Origin of the sequence: Aromatoleum toluclasticum ATCC 700605, assembly GCF_000378245.1 — a bacterium.
GTDB lineage: Bacteria > Pseudomonadota > Gammaproteobacteria > Burkholderiales > Rhodocyclaceae > Aromatoleum > Aromatoleum toluclasticum.
The window spans coordinates 39,112-56,439 of the sequence record NZ_KB899499.1 but is presented as its reverse complement, the minus strand read 5'-3'; the positions used below and the strand labels follow the sequence as shown (position 1 = coordinate 56,439).

Sequence of the window (17,328 nt, the reverse complement as noted above, 5' to 3'; positions counted from 1 at the left end):
GTTGTATTTTGGTTTCACTGCCAGGGGGAAAGGGGGGGCATCCCTCGCGTGGCGATCAGCCTCTCATCCAGACATCGACATCCTCGTCAGGCTGCGCCGGCAGCTTGAAGTCCGCGTAAGGACGGATGTCGCTGCCCACGCTGATCTCGATGCCGCCCGGCTTGACGTTCTTGAGGTGCAGGTACCCCTGATCGTCGAGGCGGCCGCGGCGTGTGCTGCCGTCGGCCAAGCGGGCGATGAATTCGGCCCCCTTTACCGGCTCTCCGTCGTGATAGGCGTAGCGGAATTCGGCGCTTTCCGGGGGAATGGACTCCAAGCCGGAGGGCAGGTGAGTGGATGCAACGACACAGTTCGCCGGCCCCTCGAACGCATGCCCCGCCCCCTTCACCGAAAACGTTCCCGGACAGGCGAAGGTGATGTCGGCGCCCTCGAGCGTGACCGAACTCTGGCCGGCTTGCAGCACGATGCGGTCCTTCGCGAGGACATGGATCTCGTCATTCGAGCTGGTGACCGTTACAGACTGGTCTGCGAGGATTTCCATCGCGTCGGTGTGCGCCTGGATCGTCTGGCTTCCGGCCGCGGCAATGCTCTTGATGCCGCCGGCGTGGCTGAACCAGCTCGCGCCTTCGCCGACCGTGGCACTGAAGGTATGGGCGGCTGACGCATGAAGATCCTTCCGGGTCGTGGCGTGCAGATGCCCGCCGGCAAACAGCAGGGCGCTTGCCGGAGTGGCAAGGCCGATGTCGTCCGGCCCCTCGGTGACGATGAACGGCCGCGAGAAACGTTCGGCGGGGGCGTCCGGTTCGCGGCTGCCGGGGCGCGCCTTGGCGATGTCCTGGCCTCCGACCTTGCCGGTGTAGTGTCCCTTGTGTGCCGCGTCGATGGCGTCGATGAAGGCGCTCAGGTCCTTGTTGCAGGCCAGCGCGCGCGCCGATTGCGCCACTGCGGCGTCGGATAGGACCTGTGCGGTGCGTTCGGCGTCTCGCAGCTGGCTGACTGCCTCGGCGACGTCCATCTGGGTCGAGACCCCATTCGGGCGGACGGTCGATGAGATCAGCATGCCCTCGCCGGCGCGCAGGGCCAGCCACGCGTCGCAGCGCAACTCGAGGCCGGCGCCGCGCCAGGGACCACGCACGGGGGTGTGAGGCCCCTGTTCGACCAGATGGCCGAGCGACAGCTGCGATGTCATGTGACTACTGGCGAGCCGGGTACGTAGCTGCCCGGGAGTGTCGTCGGCGAGCCACTGATTGACGTCTCGTCCCCCGCCTGCGTGGGTGTCGCTGTTCCAGCCCGAGATGACGCCGGGGTGGTTGGCGGCGCTCGCCTCGCCTGCGCTGAAAGGAGGCAGGTCGGTGCCGCCATAGAGCTGCCCGACGACGAGCGGGCGATTGATGTCGCCGTCGACGAAATCGACCAGCACTTCGGTGCCGGTCCGCGGCAGGAAGTGACTCCCCCAGTCGGGGCCGGACAGCCATTCGGCCACGCGCACCCAGGTGCCGCTGCGTTCATCGCCGGGCGCGTGCTCGTCCGCAGCCTGCCCTGCCGTTGCAAGGCCGCCCGGGTTGGGATGTTCGCCACGCTGCCAATGGAACTGGATCCTGATGCGATGATCGCGATCCGTGGTCAGCGCGGCGCCGGCCTCCCCGACCACGAGGGCAGTTTCCGGATGGGCGGCCGGCTTGGTGCGCGGCATCGGCAGCACGGGGGCAGTCGCCGGTTGCAGGACGAATTCGTTGCGGTAGCTGCCGCGCTCTATGCCTTTGGCCGGCAGGAGCGCGGCAGCGCCGCTGCCGAGGTTGTTCGCCGCTCGGTGCTCGACGCTGATGACAGCAAAATTTGCGTTTTCGCCCCCGAACTGCGCGTGACCTTCCAGCACGAAATGCGTGCCGGCAGCCAGGCCGCGCACGCTGCCGTGCCCGCGCAGGCGCCGGTAGCGGGCTTCATGCCGGGCAAGGGCGATATCGGCGTGCTCCGCTGCCGCATTTTCGCCGTCGAAGCGGCACGCGCCGCTGCCGTCATGGTCCTCGAGTGGGGGTTGGTCGCCCCGATTGCTGCTGCTGCGGGCATGTGCGGCCGATGCGACCAGCGCGCGGTAGTCCCATGAGCTGCGGCTGACGGCGTTGACGCCGACGCGATGCGCGTCGGCCAGGGACTGGATGCTGTCGTCGGATTCGGTCGCGTCCGCGCGATGGAAGCGGATGCGCTCCTGAAGTGCCGGAGCGGGTGCCGCATGGTGGTCGAAGAGGACCAGACAGTGCCGTGCGCGTTCGGCTGCGGAGTCGCTCTCCGGTGTCTGTTCATGATCGAAGCGGAAGGAGACACCTTCTTCCGCGAGCAACCGCAGGAGAAAGTCGAGATCGCTCTCTCGGTGCTGGATGCAGAGGTTGCGCCGGCGTAGCGTCCGGGTGACGTCGAAACGCCAGTTCGCATGCATCCGGTAGCCCGCGAACAAGGCGTCGCATACGCTGCGCAGGTCGAGATCCTGGTACACGCGGTTGCGTCGTCCCTGGGCGAGCAGCGCGAGCCAGGGTTCGAGCGTGAGACGGTAGCGCGCGAACCCGCCGTCGCTGCCGAGCGGCGCCGAGTGGGTACAGTAGCCGTGCCATGTCCGCAGGCTTCCGTCGGCGAGGCGCAAGCGCAAAGCGAACTGCGTGCCGAGCAGGTCGGGCAGGGGGAGGTAGGCATTCGTCGCGATGCAGTCGACGTCGAAGCGGAACAGTTCATTGACGGCTTCGCGCCCCGACATGCACTCGACGAGCAGCGGCGCCGGGACCACCGAGCGGATCTCGACCAGCCGCGACTGCTGGGACAGCAATGCCTCTAAGACGGAGCCTTGCATCGCGTTCAGGGCAGGGTGATGGTGATGTGAGGACGCTTCGCCGCAAGCTTGATGACGTCGCGATATCCGGCGAGGCTTGCCTGCGTTTCGCGTGTCAGGTGGGTGCGGATACCCGTGTACGCGACCAGCGCGCTGAGTGCCACCACCGCGACCGTGACCCATGCGGGCAGGCTGCGCCGCAGTTCGTGCGCGATGCTGTCGGGGCGGGCGCCGTGGGGTGCGAAATTCGCCTTGCGGCCCTTGATGTGGGCGATCTGCTCCCCGAGGCGGGCCGTCAGGTAGGCCAGCTTCTCCGGGCCTTCGAGCAGGTACTTGCCGCGAAAGCCAAGGAGCAGGCACATGTGAAACACCTCCAGTGCCTGTATGCGCCGCGCGCCGGTGTCGCGGGCGGCCCCGAGCTTGTCGAAAAAGTATTCCCCGGCGAGCTGGTCGCCGAACAGGCTCAGTTGCAGCGGACGCCGCTCCCAGTCGTCGCGGATCGAAATGCGCGAGGACAGGATCGCCTCGTCCACGGTGGCGCAAAAGGCGTATTTGGCGTCGAAGATGTCCTCGGGAGCGAAGTCCTGCCGCTTTGCCTGCCGTTCGAAGTCCCCGAGGAAGCCAGTGACGCTCTCGGAAAACGCGCGCGCATCGCGGGGCGTCTTGTTGTTCTTGAGCAGGAACACCATGTAGAACCCCTCGTACAGCAGGTCCGACAGAGTGGTCCGGGCAGAGGGGGACGTGTGCGCCTGGGTGGCAGGGGCAGTTTCGGCGAATATTGACGGATTGGCGTTCATGAAATGACGGCGATGAGCTCGAGCTTGAGTTCGGGATAACCGGCGGGCGTGTAGATCGTGATGCTGCGCGCCTTGAGCATGCGTTCGTACAAGGGGCCGCGGGGATCCAGGCTGAAGTAGCAGGCGCCGGGGCGCACGGGTATTGCGGGCGGAACCTGGGCGCAGTGCGTGAGCGAGACGCCGCCCATCGCCGACAGCACGAGCTTCTCGACGTCGTCGGGCGCGCCGGCCTTGAAGCGGGCGGGTACCGACTCGATGACCTCCGACAGCGGCAGTGTTGCCGATACACCGAGGAAAAACCGGGTGTCATGCGTGATCTTGTCCGAATCGATCCGGCCAAGGTGGAACGAGGGTTTCTGCTCGTCCAGGCTGACCGCGAAATAACGGGTCGAGATCACGGTTTCGAGCAGGTTCCGCAGTATCCCGTCGATCTGCCCGAAGCACGATGAAGGCCGCCCGTGCTCGTAGGCGGGCAGGTCGGCGAGGGTGTGCGTCTTCGAGAACGTCATCAGCCCGCCCGCAAGGCGCAGTAATTCCTGATACAGGCGCTCGGGATGGAGCGCAGGATTCCTGTGGATGTGCGCGAGGGCGGCGAAGGCGCTGCTCGCCGTATGCAGCAGCCAGAAGGATGCGATGTCGCCGGAGCGGAACTCGATCACGTTCTTCGACGGTTCGCGGTGGAAGCCATACAGGGCATCAACCTTCGCCTGGAGTGAATCGAGCAGGCGCCGCAACATCAGGTGCAGGGCGGGGGCACCGTCCACACGCAGGCTCGGTGCAATGAAGCCGGGATCAATCTCGTAGCCGTTGGTACTGGTCCGGCGGATGCGTACGAGCGGAAGCGTCAGGTATTGATCGGGAGCCTGCGTCCCGGAGATCAGGCGGGCCTGCTTGCGCAGCACACCGACTTCGGCCTGCACCGCGTCGGTGAACAGGTCCGACACCTGGCAGCTGTCGAGCACGTAACGGCAGCCGCCGGCGTTGCCGTCGCCCGGGTCGTAGTTGTTGCCGAAGTCGCGCAGGTGGTGGAGCGCCAGGTGCAGATCGACGTGGCCGGCGCCCCAGTCGAGCTGATCGAGCGCGAGCGGCGGCGGGAGACGGTCCTCCCCCGGGGCGAGATAGATCTCGCCATCGGGCAACACCACGTCGAGGCGGTCGATGCGCAATGAGCCGCTCGCGAGCGCATCACGATCGAGCTCCAGTGCGCGCACGCCCCATGCGAAGGGTTCGGCGGTGAGCATGGCCCTGCGGATGCCGGTTTCGTGGCGCGCATCCTGCTGCTGGAAATGCTGCGGGCGAAGAAAGAGTCCTTCGCCCCAAAGGATCTTGTGGGGTGTCACGGTGTTCTGCGCTTCCTCGGTCAGGTACAGCGGACGCCCGACAGCGAGCGGGCGGAGGCTGTTGTTGCGGGTGGGGCCAGTTCGCCCGTCCCGGTGGTCATCGCGCAGGTATGGAAAGCGATTGCGATGCCTTCCTTTTGCGACGCCTCGCGGTCGAAGGCCAGCTTCCAGCGGTTTGCGGCAGGTCGATGGAACTGTGCTGCGACGCCAATCACCTTCACCTGGTCAGGCACCTGTTCCTCGAACCGGTAGGTCTTGCCGGGCAGGAGCGTCAGCTCACGCACCGTCACCAGATCATCCTGCAGCGCATTGCGTTCCGATTCGGGCGCGCTGGCCTGTGCGTAGGTGAGACGGGCAAAGGCCGTGTTGCTGCGCAGTTGGTAGATGCGCACGACGAGCGCAAGCGCTTCGCCGTTTTGGGTGGCATTCGTTGCGACACCTGCCGAAAGGGTCATTGCGACCGGGTGTGTTGATTCGGCGGTAGGCCGTTCGTCGGCCTTCTTCAGTCCGGCCGCTTCCAGCGCCACCCCCGCCACGGTTCCGGCGATTTGCAGTGCCGAAACGGTCGAGCAGCCGGCCGCCGTGGAAATCAGGATCGCGGCCAGTGCGACAAGTTGGGTGTTAGGCAAGAGCCGCTCCGATCCGATGAGATAATTCTTTCTGGACGCATATAGCATAAAAAAGAATGCCAAAGGATTGCGTTTTGTATCGATGCAAATGTACTATGCCGAGCTTCGCGGCGCAATGGCGCTATGACATGTAACTGTTTCGGGGTTTGGAATGACGATCGGAAAACCAGGGAAAGTGGCTGCACTGGCGATGGTTCTGCTTGTTACGGGCTGCGCATCGACGCCGGGGAGCATGTCGCAGGACGACTATTCGCAGTACCTGAAGGCGACGACCCTGCAGGTCGATCAGCTGCTTGCCGAGAGCAAGCGGGATGAGGCGGTGAACCTGCTGTCGAAGGCGGCCGAACTCGGTCCGGCGTCGAAGGAGCCGTGGGTGCGCATCGCACGGATCCAGTTCGACGGCGGGAAGTACGGCGAAGCGATTGTGGCGGCTGGCGAGGTGCTGCAGCGCGACCCCGCGGACCGTGTCGCGAAGAGCGTGCGGGCCGTGAGCGGACTCCGCGTCGCGACGGAGTCCCTGGCCGATCTGCGGAACGACGCGGAAATGACGGGGTCCGCGCGCGGCGACGCCGTTGCGCTGGCCAGGGTGATGCGCGAGTCCCTCGGCGAGTCGGTGCTCATTCCCCCGCCCACGCCCGAAGAGCTCGAGGCGCGCCGGCTGGAGGAAGAGCGCGAGAAGGCGCAGAAGCAGAAGGCCAGGCCGAAGGCCCGTGTGAAGAAATCGATGCCTGCCGCGAGCGAGGGGCGGCCGCCCGCAGCGACTGCCGCGAGCGGTTCGGGGCCGTTCGGCGCGCTGAAGTAAGCGGCGCCGACGGAGGCGGCGCAGGGTGCGCCGGTGAATGCCAGGAGGCTATTGTGTCCAGGAAGGAAAGTATTCAGAAGCGTCTGCAGAAGGTCCGGCCGCCACGCGTGCAGCTTACCTACGACGTGGAGAAGGGCGACGCGGTCGAACAGAAGGAGCTGCCGTTTGTGGCGGGCGTGCTGGGGGACTTCGCCGGGCAAAGCGAGGCCGGCGAGTCGAAGTTGCGCGACCGGAAATTCGTCGGGATCGACGTCGACAACTTCGACGACGTGATGGACGCCATCGCGCCGCGGGCGGCATTCCGGGTCGCGAACCGTTTGTCCGACGAGGGCGGCGAGCTGGCCGTCGATCTCACGTTCCGCAGTTTCGAGGACTTTCGCCCCGAGTCGGTGGCACGTCAGGTGGAGCCCCTGCGCAAGCTGCTGGAGGCGCGCGCCAGGCTCGCGGAGCTTCGCAACAAGCTCGCGGGCAACGAGAGGCTGGACGACCTCCTGAGCGACGTCCTCGGTAACACCGAGAAGTTGCGCTCCATCGGTGCGAGCGCACCCGCCGGCGATTCGGGGGATGAGCAATGAGCGCCATGCCGCAAGCGTCCGCCGATCCGGTGGTCGTCGGGGCCGAAATTCCGCTGCTGGATCGCATCATCGAGGAGAGTCGTGTCGCGCGCTCGGAATCGGAGCGCACCCATGCGCGGGACATCATCGGAGAGCTGGCCAGGCAGGTCCTGGACGGCGAGGTCGTCGTGTCCGAGAACCTCTCCGCCTCGCTCGATGCGCGGCTCGCCGATCTCGACCGGCTCATCTCGGCGCAGCTGAGCGAGGTGATGCACGCCGCGCAGTTCCAGGCGCTGGAGAGCGCCTGGACCGGCCTGCATTATCTTTGCCATCAGACCTCGACCGGTACCCAGCTGAAGATCAAGATGATGAACGCCACCAAGCGCGATCTCGTCAAGGACTTCAAGGCCGCGATCGAGTTCGATCAGAGTGCGCTCTTCCGGAAAGTGTACGAAGAGGAGTTCGGTACTTTCGGCGGTTCGCCCTTCGGCGTCCTGCTTGGTCAGTACGACATGACGCGCCAGCCGGAAGACCTTTACCTGCTCGAACAGATGTCGCACGTTGCCGCGGCAGCACATGCACCGTTCATCACCGCTGCGTCGCCCGAACTCTTCGGTCTCGAATCCTACGTCGAGCTGAGCAGGCCGCGGGACTTGTCCAAGGTGTTCGATACCGTCGAATACGCGAAGTGGAAATCCTATCGCGACTCGGAGGACGCGCGTTACGTCGGTCTCACGCTGCCGCGTTTCCTCGGGCGCCTGCCTTACAACCCGATCGACGGAACGGCCACAGAGGGGTTCAATTTCGTCGAGGACGTCGACGGTGCGGACCACTCGAAGTACCTGTGGTGCAACGCGGCCTTCGCTTTCGGGGCTCGTCTCACGAACGCATTCGAGAATCACGGGTGGTGTGCGGCAATCCGCGGCGTGGAGGGCGGCGGGCTGGTCGAGGACCTTCCCGCGCATACCTTCCGCACTGGTGAAGGCGAGGTAGCGCTGAAGTGTCCGACCGAGGTGGCGATCACCGACCGGCGCGAGAAGGAACTCAGCGACCTCGGCTTCATCCCGCTCGTCCATTGCAAGAATACCGACTACGCGGCCTTCTTCGGTGCGCAGTCAACGCAGAAGGCGCGGCGTTACGACACCGATGCGGCCAATGCCAACGCATCGCTCTCGGCGCAGCTGCAGTACATCTTCGCCGTATGCCGCATCGCGCATTACATGAAGGCAATGATGCGCGACAAGATCGGCAGCTTCGCCAGCGCCGCCAATGTCGAGATGTACCTGCAACGGTGGATCGATCAGTACGTCACCGCCGACGACACGGCCTCGCAGGAGACCAAGGCGCAGTTTCCCTTGCGCGAGGCCTCCATCGAGGTGGACGAGGTTCCCGGGCGCCCAGGTGTCTATCGCGCTGTCTCGTTCATCCGACCCCATTTCCAGCTCGACGAGCTTTCGGTTTCGCTGCGGCTTGTTGCAGAGCTGCCGCAGTCCGGCAAGGCCTGATTGTTCGACTAACTCAAGGATCTGAAGGCAATGAAGGATATCTACATCGAATTCAAGGGCAGCGACCTGAAGGGCGACTCGCGCGACACCAAACACAAGGACCAGGTCGAGGTGTACTCGTGGGCGCATAACATCCGCCAGCCGAAATCGGCCACGGCCTCGAGTGCCGGCGGGCACACCGCCGAGCGCTGCGAACACGGCGAGATGATCTTCGTGAAGGACATCGACGGGGCCAGCCCCAAGCTTTACCAAGCCTGCTCCTCGGGACTCATCATCAACGACGCCATCGTGTATTTCTACCGTGCGTTCGGGGGCAAGAACACCACCGGCAATCCGAGCGGCGCACAGAATCGGCACCAATATCTCAAGATCGAGCTCAAGAACGTCCTGATTTCATCGGTATCGCCGACCGTGTCGAGCGAAGGCATTCCGACCGAAACCTTCGCCCTGAAGTATTCGGCGGTGAAGTGGACCTACGACGAGCTCAATATCGACGGCAACAAGTCGGGCAAGGTCAACATCCAGGGGGCCTGGAACCTTGCGAAGAACGCTCCGAGCCTGAGCTGATCCATCGGAACGTGCGGGCGGTCTCCGCTTTGCCCGGGCTGCATCGTCACCATGAAAGGTTTCGAACCGACCTTCTTCGATAAGCTGTTCGACGACGGCCCGGCCGGCCCGGCCCGGCCCGTGCTTTCGCTCGAGCAACTGAAGGACTCGGTTGCCCGGGATCTCGAAGCACTCCTCAATGCCCGCACTACGGTGGATGAATCGCTTGCCCTGTACCATCCCGAAGCGGCACGATCGCCGCTCACGTACGGGTTGATGGATTTCGCGGCGATGAGCCTCAACAATCCGAACGACCGCGCGGCGATCTGCCGCTCGATCGAGACTGCCATTGCCCGTCACGAGCCGCGGCTGCGCAATGTCGAAGTCCGGCTCGAACTGGATCGACGCTCGATCAATGCGCTGTACTTCTCGATCAAGGCCCTGCTCGTTGTCCGTCCCGCGCGCGAGCCCGTGAACTTCGACGCCTTGTTGCAGCCGACAACCCTGCTTTATTCGGTCAATCGGCAGGCCCCGCACAGCGGGCAGAATTGAGATGGAAGATCTCCTTCCCTATTACGAGCGCGAGCTGGCATTCCTGCGCGGTCATTCGCGCGAGTTCGCCGAACGCTACCCGAAGGTTGCCGCGCGGCTGCTGCTGAACGGCGAGGGGTGCGACGATCCGCACGTCGAGCGGATGATCGAATCCTTCGCGCTGCTTTCGGCCCGCATCTCGAAGAAACTCGAAGACTCGTACCCGCTATTTACCGAGGCGTTGCTGCAGGTCCTGTATCCGCACTATCTATGCCCTTTTCCGGGATGTTCGATTGCGTATTTCGGCAGCGAGGGCGGGGAGTCGCAACTTTCGCGTCCGGCCGTGATCGAGCGGGGAACGGAGCTGCGGTCGCGGCCCGTGCATGGCGTCTCCTGCCGTTTCCGCACCGCATGGCGGGTCGAGCTGCTGGCGCTGCGTATCGAGGAATTCCACTTTCAGCCGGTTGCGAGCATTCCCGCGGCCGTGCGCGCGCCGCTCGGCGTGTCGGGCATGCTGTCGTTGCGGTTGACCGCTCAGGGCACCGGGGGGGCTGGCGGTGTCGAACGGGTGCGCCTGTACATCGATGCGGAGCCGTCTGTCGCCGCCGTCCTGCGCGATGCGCTGTTCCTGCGCGTGTTGCGGACGTGGGTGGAAACCGGAGACGGTGCCTGGCATCCCGTCGAGGGCGCGGTGATCGGGGAGGTCGGTCTGGCGGCCGATGAAGCCCTGATCGATTTTCCCGACAACGCCCATGACGCCTACCGTCACCTGACCGAGTACTTCGCCTTTCCGGAAAAGTACAACTTCTTCGATCTGCTTCTTGCCCGGTTGCCGCCTTCCGCGCGCGGCGGAGGCCAGGTCCGCTTCCATTTCGCGCTTAAGGACGTGCGGCCGGACGGCGAGACGGCGCGGCTGCTTGCCGGGCTGAGCGGCGATTCGCTCAAGCTTGGCTGCGTGCCGGTCGTCAACCTGTTCCAGCGGCCCGGCGATCCGATCCGTCTCACGGGGCGCACATCGACCTACCCCGTGGTCGCCGACGGACGACAGGCGCACGCCTACGAGGTCTACTCTATCGACGCGGTCCGCTGCGTGAGCCGCAGGCCGGATGGCGAGTCGCACACCGAATATCGTCCGTTCTTTTCCCTGCGCCACGGCGAAACGCCCGACCGGGACGGTCATTACTGGCATGCACAACGCGACGCACGCGTGGCCGAGCGCAGTCCCGGTTACGAGACCGCGCTCACGATCGTGGATGCCGGCTTCGATCCGCTCCAGCCCGGTACCGACATCCTGAGCGTGTCGCTGACGTGTACCAACCGCGATCTTCCGGCGCGGCTCGCGATCGGCCTCGAGGGGGGCGATCTTCACTCCGAAGGGGGCGCTGCGCGTGCGATCCGCCTGTTGCGCGTGCCGACGACGTCGTGCCGCTTCAGTCATGAACGTGACGGCCTGTGGCGCCTGATCTCGCATCTGTCCCTCAATCACCTTTCCCTTACCGGGAATGGTCTCGGTGCATTCAAGGAAATGCTCGGTCTTTACGACGTGCGCCGGACGGCCGTGTCGCGGCGCCAGATCGACGGGATCCGCGGCATCGAGCAGCAGGAGAAGACCTGCTGGATGGCGGGGCGTCCCTTCGCAAGCTTCGTCCGGGGCGTCGAGGTGCGCCTGACGGTCGATGAAGACAGTTTCGTCGGCGCAGGTCTCGATGTGTTTGCGCGGGTTATCGACCGTTTTCTCGGTCTTTACGTGCAACTGAACAGTTTCGTGCAACTCGTGCTCGTTTCGGTCAAGACAGGGGAGGTGCTCGTTCGATGCGAGCCGCGCTCGGGCGATTCGATCCTGGCCTGATCGAGCAGCTCGTCGAGGCGCCGTACCGGTTTGAATTCTTTCAGGCCGTACGTCTGCTCGACGGCCTGTTCCGCGACGAAGGCAGCGGGCGCCGGCGCGGCGCCGAAGCCCTGTCGGCGCGCATCCGTTTCCGCAACACGCTGCACCATGGCTTCGCCCCCGCCGAGATCGAGGCCCTGGAGGCGTGGCGGCACGATGACGAGGGCGGCGATGGAGCGCACGGCTTGCGCAAGGTCGAGATCACGCCGTATGCGATCGGGCTCCTGGGGGTGCATGGCGCCTTGCCCGCCCACTACACCGAGCGCATCTCGGAACGTGAGCGCATCCACCGCGACCGCGCCGCGCGTGCCCTGCTCGACATCTTTACCAACCGGGCGGTTGCGCAGTTCTACCTGGCGTGGAAGAAGTACCGCCTGCCGTTGCAGTACGAAAGCGATCGCCGCAACCGCTTCCTGCCGCTGGTGTTGTCCGTGGCAGGGCTGGGATTCGATGCCCTGCGGGAGCGGATGCGGGACGGTCCGGGCCGCATCGAGGACGAAGCGGTTGCCCGCGTGGCGACGCTACTGTCGCAGCGACCGCTGTCGGCACAGGCGCTCGAACGCATCCTCGCCGGCCATTTCCGCGCAGCTGTGCGTGTCGAGCAGTTCGTCGGCGCGTGGTATGCGCTCCCGGACGATCAGCGCACCACGCTAGGCGGACGCAACGCGATGCTGGGTCGCACCGCGTTGTCGGGCGAACGGGTCTGGCAGCGCAATCTGAGGGTAAGGATCCACGTCGGTCCGCTTGCCGCGGCCGATTATCACGCATTCCTTCCGGGCGGCGAGTCGGCGGCCGCCCTTGCGAAACTGTTGCTGCTGGCGACCGGGCATCAGTTCGAGTACGAAATCCGGCCTTGCCTGCGTGCCGTCGACGTCAGGCCTGCCGCTCTCGGGGCCGACCCGCCGCCGCGCCTCGGACGCGATGCCTTCCTCGCCTCCCGTCTATCCACCCGCGACCGGAACGATGCCGTGTACTCGCCCGGCGCCATTCATTGAGCGGCTATTCCTTTCCTCGTCTCCGCACTGCCATGAGTACATCCCTCAAGACACTGATCTGCAAGCTCAACACGATTTCTCGCGGTGCGGTCGAACGTGCCGCCAACCTCTGCATGGCGCGCGGCCATTACGAGGTCGATCTCGAACATGTGTTCCTCGCGCTGTGCGAACAGCCGGCGAGCGACTTCGCGACCGTCCTGGCGCGGAGCGGGATCGGGATCCCCGATGTCCAGCGCGATCTGGAGCGCGAAGTCGGTCGGTTTCGCAGCGGCAATGATCGGACCCCCGTGTTTTCCCCGCGCCTGCAACTCCTGCTGGAGCAGGCCTGGCTGATCGCATCGCTCGATGCGCGCATGCCACGCATCCGCTCCGGCCATCTCCTGCTGGGGATGTTGAGCGAACCCGGGCTGTCGCAGCTCGCCCAGCGTGCTTCGGCGCTGTTCGGTCGTGTCCGTACGGACGAGCTGAAACACAATTTCGACGAGGTCACTGCGGACTCCGCGGAGTCGCGCGAAGTCGGCGGACCGGGTGTTGACCCCGACTTCGGCACGGGAAATGGCAGCGAATCGCCTGCCACCCTCGGTCAGCGTGCAAATCCGGCGCTGGAGCGCTATACGACCAACCTCACCCGCAGCGCGCGCGAAGGCAGGCTCGATCCGGTGATCGGGCGAGATACCGAGATTCGGCAGGTCATCGACATCCTCATGCGGCGCCGCCAGAACAATCCGATCCTGACGGGTGAGGCCGGTGTCGGCAAGACGGCCGTCGTCGAAGGCTTGGCGCAACGGATTGCCGACGGTGACGTTCCCGGGGCGCTGCAGGGCGTCGAGCTGCATACGCTCGACATGGGGCTGCTGCAGGCCGGTGCGAGCGTAAAGGGTGAGTTCGAAAATCGGCTGCGGAGCGTCATCGACGAAGTACGGTCGAGTCCGGTGCCGATCGTGCTGTTCATCGACGAGGCCCACACGATCATCGGTGCCGGCGGGCAGGCCGGGCAGAACGATGCAGCGAACCTCCTCAAGCCCGCCCTTGCGCGTGGAGAGTTGCGTACCGTTGCGGCGACGACCTGGGCCGAGTTCAAGAAGTACTTCGAAAAGGATGCCGCGCTCGCGCGCCGCTTCCAGGTCGTGAAGGTCGAGGAGCCTTCCGAAGACGTGGCGTCGGCGATGCTGCGGGGCATCGTGCCCCTGATGGAGCGCCACTTCGGCGTGCGCGTGCTCGACGAGGCGGTAACCGAGGCCGTGCGCCTGTCGCACCGTTACGTCAGCGGTCGGCAGCTTCCGGACAAGGCGATCAGCGTGCTCGACACCGCCTGCGCCCGGGTGGCGCTGGCGCACAGCGCGGTGCCGGGCCGTATCGATGACGCCCAGAAGCAGCTCGCGCGCCTGCATGCCGAGGCTGGCGCGCTGGAGCGCGAAGTGCAGGATGGCGCCGTGCATACGAAGCGCCTCAACGAGATCGGACAGCAGATTGCTTCCGTGCATGCGGAACTGCAGGGTCTGCGCGCGCGTCACGAGCGCGAAAAATCGCTGGTCGCGCAGATTGGGGCATTGCGCGGGCGTCATCGTGGCGAGTCTGAGGCGGACGCTCCGGAGCGCTCCCTGCAGTCCCTTTCCGACGAGCTGTGTTCCCTGCAGGGCGAGGATCCGATGGTGCCGCTCCAGGTCGACGGAAACGTCGTGGCGGCGATCATCGCCGCGTGGACCGGCATTCCCCTCGGCAGGATGGTTAAGGACGAAATCGCGACGGTGCTTCAGCTCAAGCCTCTGCTGGAGGAGCGGGTGATCGGCCAGCCCCACGCGCTGGAGGCGATCGCGCAGCGTGTTCGCACCGCGCGTGCGAACCTGGAGGACCCCGACAAGCCCAAGGGCGTATTCCTGTTCGTCGGCCCTTCGGGGGTCGGAAAGACCGAGACGGCCTGCGCGCTGGCGGACATCCTGTATGGCGGCGAGCGCAAGCTCGTGACGCTGAACATGAGCGAATACCAGGAGGCGCACTCGGTTTCCGGACTGAAGGGCTCCCCCCCGGGCTATGTGGGCTATGGCGAAGGCGGCGTATTGACCGAGGCGGTGCGCCGGAACCCCTATTGCGTGGTGTTGCTGGACGAGGTCGAGAAGGCCCATCCGGACGTTCTGGAGTTGTTCTTCCAGGTGTTCGACAAGGGCGTGCTCGATGATGCGGAGGGCAGGGAGGTCGATTTCCGCAACACGCTCATCATCCTCACCAGTAACGTCGGATCGAGCCAGATCATGAATGCCTGCCTGAACAGGACGAGGAAGGACATGCCCTCTGCGGCCGATCTCGGCGACTCCCTGCGCCCGGTGCTGTACCAGAACTTCAAGCCGGCCTTTCTGGGCCGCATGAAGGTGATTCCCTATTACCCAATTTCCGACGAGATGCTGGCCGAGATCATCCGGCTGAAGTTGCGCCGCATCGGCGAGCGCGTAGCGGCCAACCACCAGGCGAGTTTCGAATGGGACGACAAGATCGTCGGTGCGGTACTGCAGCGTTGCACCGAGACCGATTCGGGTGCGCGCAACGTCGATCACATCCTCAACGGTAGTCTGCTGCCCGACATCGCGCAGACCGCGCTCGTCCGCATGGCGGAAGGGGCTGCGATCAACGCGATCAAGGTGAGCGCCGACAAGCGCGGCGCCTTCCGCTATACGGTCAGCTAAGCAGTTGTCGGATGCGCGGCGCCGCTCGCGCGATGATTGCGTGGCGCCCGGGAAAGACAAAGGGGTTACACCGTTTCGATGTAACCCCTTCTTTTTGGTGGGCCCCCTGGGAGTCGAACCCAGCACCAACGGATTATGAGTCCGCTGCTCTAACCAGGCATGAGCTAGAGGCCCTTGGACTGATTGCTGTCCCGGTGCTTGCGCGCCCGCTGGCGCGGGCGCGGGGGATCAGGCGTCGCTGTCGAGGAAGCTGCGCAGACGCTCCGAGCGGCTCGGATGGCGCAGCTTGCGCAGTGCCTTGGCTTCGATCTGGCGGATGCGTTCGCGGGTGACGTCGAACTGCTTGCCGACTTCCTCGAGGGTGTGGTCGGTGTTCATCTCGATGCCGAAACGCATGCGCAGCACCTTCGCTTCGCGTGCGGTCAGGGAGTCGAGCACTTCGCCGGTGGCGTCGCGCAGGCTGGAGTACATCGCCGCGTCGGCCGGGGCCAGCGTCGCCTGGTCCTCGATGAAGTCGCCCAGATGCGAGTCGTCGTCGTCACCGATCGGCGTTTCCATGGAGATCGGCTCCTTGGAGATCTTCATGATCTTGCGGATCTTCTCCTCGGGCATCTCCATCTTCTCGGCGAGCGTTGCGGGATCCGGTTCCTGACCGGTTTCCTGCAGGATCTGCCGGCTGATGCGGTTCATCTTGTTGATCGTCTCGATCATGTGAACCGGGATGCGGATCGTGCGTGCCTGGTCGGCGATCGAGCGGGTGATGGCCTGGCGGATCCACCACGTCGCGTAGGTCGAGAACTTGTAGCCGCGACGGTATTCGAACTTGTCCACCGCCTTCATCAGGCCGATGTTGCCTTCCTGGATCAGGTCGAGGAACTGGAGGCCGCGGTTGGTGTATTTCTTCGCGATGGAAATCACGAGACGCAGGTTGGCCTCGGTCATCTCACGCTTGGCGCGGCGCATCTTGGCCTCGCCGGTGGACATCTGGCGGTTGATGTCCTTGAGTTCCTTGAGCGGGATACCGATGCGGGTCTGCAGATCGATGAGCTTCTGCTGCTCCTCGAGCACTGCCGGATGCACGCGCATCAGGCCCTCGGAGTAGTTCTTGCCGACGGCGATCTCGTCCTTGAGCCAGTCGAGGTCCACTTCCTTGCCCGGGAAGACCTTGATGAAGTGCTGGCGCGGCATGCCCGCGCGGTCCACGCACAGCTGCAGGATCTGGCGCTCGTGGCCGCGCACCTGCTCGACCATGTGGCGCACCGAGTCGCACAGGCGTTCGATCGACTTGGCGGTGAAGCGGATGTTGAGGAGCTCGTCCGAAATCTGCTGCTGCAGGGATAGGTAATCTGCGTCCTGCGAGCCGCGGTCGGCGAGGGATACCATCTTGCGCGCGTTCAGTTCGCGGATGATCGCGAAGCGTGCGAGGGCTTCGTTCTTGAGCTGCAGGAGCGTCGCTGCGTTGGCAGCGGCTTCCTTTTCCTCGGAGCTCTCGTCGTCGTCGTCGTCGCCGACGTCCGCACTCTCCTCTTCCTCGGCTTCCTCATCGCTGTCTTCCGCTTCCGACATGGCCGCTTGTTCTTCGGCGGAGGCAGCGTTGGGGTCGATCAGGCCATCGACGAGCTCGTCGATGCGCATTTCGTCCCTCGCAACCTTGTCGGTGAGCTCCAGCATTTCGACGATGGTGGTCGGGCAGGCGGAGATTGCCTGGACCATGTGGCGCAGGCCGTCTTCGATACGCTTGGCGATTTCGATTTCGCCTTCGCGGGTGAGCAGCTCCACAGTGCCCATTTCGCGCATGTACATGCGCACGGGATCGGTCGTGCGCCCGAACTCGGAGTCGACCGACGACAGCGCCTGTTCCGCTTCTTCCTCGGCGACGTCCTCGTCCACCGTGCTCGGGACTGCGTCGGACATCAACAGGTCTTCGGCGGCCGGGGCCGCGTCGAACACCCGGATGCCCATGTTGTTGAAGGTCGCGATGATGCCTTCGATCTGCTCGGCGTCGGCGACATCGTCGGGAAGGTGGTCGCTGATCTCGGCGTAGGTGAGATAGCCGCGCTCCTTGCCGAGCGTGATCAGGGTCTTGAGGCGGGTCCTGCGGATTTCGGCGTCGAGGGGCCCGAGTGCCGGACCTTCGGCGATCAGAACGGCCTTGTCCTTGGCCTTGGAGGCTCGTCCTTTAGGGCTTTCCTTGCGCGAATCCTTGGTTTTTTCGCGGGCCATGGCACTCCTTGAATCGGGCGAA

General features: G+C 65.0%; 13 protein-coding genes and 1 tRNA gene. 8 read left to right on the top strand and 6 right to left on the bottom strand.

Annotation, left to right across the window (positions count from 1 at the left end; translation table 11 throughout):
- Positions 1-55: 55 nt before the first annotated feature.
- Genes F464_RS28785 through tssJ form a run of 4 tightly spaced genes read right to left on the bottom strand, consistent with a single transcriptional unit; the run spans position 56 to position 5,584 of the window.
- The gene (locus F464_RS28785; RefSeq protein ID WP_040395318.1) at positions 56-2,839 is read right to left on the bottom strand and encodes a type VI secretion system Vgr family protein; all 2,784 of its coding nucleotides are present in this window, start codon (positions 2,837-2,839) and stop codon (positions 56-58) included.
- A gap of 5 nt (positions 2,840-2,844) precedes the next feature.
- Positions 2,845-3,615: a type IVB secretion system protein IcmH/DotU gene (gene icmH / locus F464_RS0115690; RefSeq protein ID WP_026296048.1), complete on the bottom strand. Its 771-nt coding sequence runs from the start codon at positions 3,613-3,615 to the stop codon at positions 2,845-2,847.
- A complete protein-coding gene (tssK, locus tag F464_RS0115685; protein WP_018990788.1) occupies positions 3,612-4,955 on the bottom strand; it encodes a type VI secretion system baseplate subunit TssK in 1,344 nt (447 codons plus the stop codon). The genes icmH and tssK overlap by 4 nt, the downstream gene beginning before the upstream one ends.
- A 20-nt stretch (positions 4,956-4,975) precedes the next feature.
- Positions 4,976-5,584: a type VI secretion system lipoprotein TssJ gene (gene tssJ / locus F464_RS28780; protein WP_018990787.1), complete on the bottom strand. Its 609-nt coding sequence runs from the start codon at positions 5,582-5,584 to the stop codon at positions 4,976-4,978.
- A gap of 151 nt (positions 5,585-5,735) precedes the next feature.
- Between tssJ and F464_RS0115675 the strand changes: the two genes are divergently transcribed.
- The 8 genes from F464_RS0115675 to tssH are packed head-to-tail and all read left to right on the top strand — an operon-like array spanning position 5,736 to position 15,083.
- Positions 5,736-6,386, top strand: a complete 651-nt coding sequence (locus F464_RS0115675; RefSeq protein ID WP_051092308.1) for a tetratricopeptide repeat protein — start codon at positions 5,736-5,738, stop codon at positions 6,384-6,386.
- Between the two features lie 53 nt (positions 6,387-6,439).
- A complete protein-coding gene (gene tssB / locus F464_RS0115670; protein ID WP_018990785.1) occupies positions 6,440-6,961 on the top strand; it encodes a type VI secretion system contractile sheath small subunit in 522 nt (173 codons plus the stop codon).
- The gene (gene tssC, locus F464_RS0115665) at positions 6,958-8,445 is read left to right on the top strand and encodes a type VI secretion system contractile sheath large subunit (RefSeq protein WP_018990784.1); all 1,488 of its coding nucleotides are present in this window, start codon (positions 6,958-6,960) and stop codon (positions 8,443-8,445) included. The genes tssB and tssC overlap by 4 nt, the downstream gene beginning before the upstream one ends.
- 30 nt (positions 8,446-8,475) lie before the next feature.
- Positions 8,476-9,012, top strand: a complete 537-nt coding sequence (locus F464_RS0115660) for an Hcp family type VI secretion system effector (RefSeq protein WP_018990783.1) — start codon at positions 8,476-8,478, stop codon at positions 9,010-9,012.
- Positions 9,013-9,063: 51 nt separating this feature from the next.
- Positions 9,064-9,543, top strand: a complete 480-nt coding sequence (gene tssE, locus F464_RS0115655) for a type VI secretion system baseplate subunit TssE (protein WP_018990782.1) — start codon at positions 9,064-9,066, stop codon at positions 9,541-9,543.
- A 1-nt stretch (position 9,544) separates the two neighbouring features.
- On the top strand, positions 9,545-11,371 hold the full coding sequence (gene tssF / locus F464_RS0115650) for a type VI secretion system baseplate subunit TssF (protein WP_018990781.1): 1,827 nt from the start codon (positions 9,545-9,547) through the stop codon (positions 11,369-11,371).
- Positions 11,335-12,405 carry a type VI secretion system baseplate subunit TssG gene (gene tssG, locus F464_RS0115645; RefSeq protein ID WP_018990780.1) on the top strand — a complete coding sequence of 357 codons (1,071 nt, stop codon included), beginning with the start codon at positions 11,335-11,337 and terminating at the stop codon, positions 12,403-12,405. The genes tssF and tssG overlap by 37 nt, the downstream gene beginning before the upstream one ends.
- Before the next feature lie 32 nt (positions 12,406-12,437).
- Positions 12,438-15,083 carry a type VI secretion system ATPase TssH gene (gene tssH / locus F464_RS0115640; RefSeq protein ID WP_018990779.1) on the top strand — a complete coding sequence of 882 codons (2,646 nt, stop codon included), beginning with the start codon at positions 12,438-12,440 and terminating at the stop codon, positions 15,081-15,083.
- A gap of 95 nt (positions 15,084-15,178) precedes the next feature.
- Here the strand turns inward: tssH and F464_RS0115635 are convergent.
- Positions 15,179-15,257 (bottom strand) — tRNA-Ile (locus F464_RS0115635).
- A gap of 54 nt (positions 15,258-15,311) precedes the next feature.
- On the bottom strand, positions 15,312-17,306 hold the full coding sequence (gene rpoD / locus F464_RS0115630; RefSeq protein WP_018990778.1) for an RNA polymerase sigma factor RpoD: 1,995 nt from the start codon (positions 17,304-17,306) through the stop codon (positions 15,312-15,314).
- Between the last annotated feature and the right edge of the window lie 22 nt (positions 17,307-17,328).

Excerpts from the sequence above, each read along its gene's own strand:
- tssH (WP_018990779.1), top strand. The coding sequence starts at position 12,438 with ATGAGTACATCCCTCAAGACACTGATCTGCAAGCTCAACACGATTTCT.
- F464_RS0115660 (WP_018990783.1), top strand. The coding sequence starts at position 8,476 with ATGAAGGATATCTACATCGAATTCAAGGGCAGCGACCTGAAGGGCGAC.
- F464_RS28785 (WP_040395318.1), bottom strand. The coding sequence starts at position 2,839 with ATGCAAGGCTCCGTCTTAGAGGCATTGCTGTCCCAGCAGTCGCGGCTG.
- rpoD (WP_018990778.1), bottom strand. The coding sequence starts at position 17,306 with ATGGCCCGCGAAAAAACCAAGGATTCGCGCAAGGAAAGCCCTAAAGGA.
- tssF (WP_018990781.1), top strand. The coding sequence starts at position 9,545 with ATGGAAGATCTCCTTCCCTATTACGAGCGCGAGCTGGCATTCCTGCGC.
- F464_RS0115675 (WP_051092308.1), top strand. The coding sequence starts at position 5,736 with ATGACGATCGGAAAACCAGGGAAAGTGGCTGCACTGGCGATGGTTCTG.
- tssC (WP_018990784.1), top strand. The coding sequence starts at position 6,958 with ATGAGCGCCATGCCGCAAGCGTCCGCCGATCCGGTGGTCGTCGGGGCC.
- icmH (WP_026296048.1), bottom strand. The coding sequence starts at position 3,615 with ATGAACGCCAATCCGTCAATATTCGCCGAAACTGCCCCTGCCACCCAG.
- tssE (WP_018990782.1), top strand. The coding sequence starts at position 9,064 with ATGAAAGGTTTCGAACCGACCTTCTTCGATAAGCTGTTCGACGACGGC.
- tssG (WP_018990780.1), top strand. The coding sequence starts at position 11,335 with ATGCGAGCCGCGCTCGGGCGATTCGATCCTGGCCTGATCGAGCAGCTC.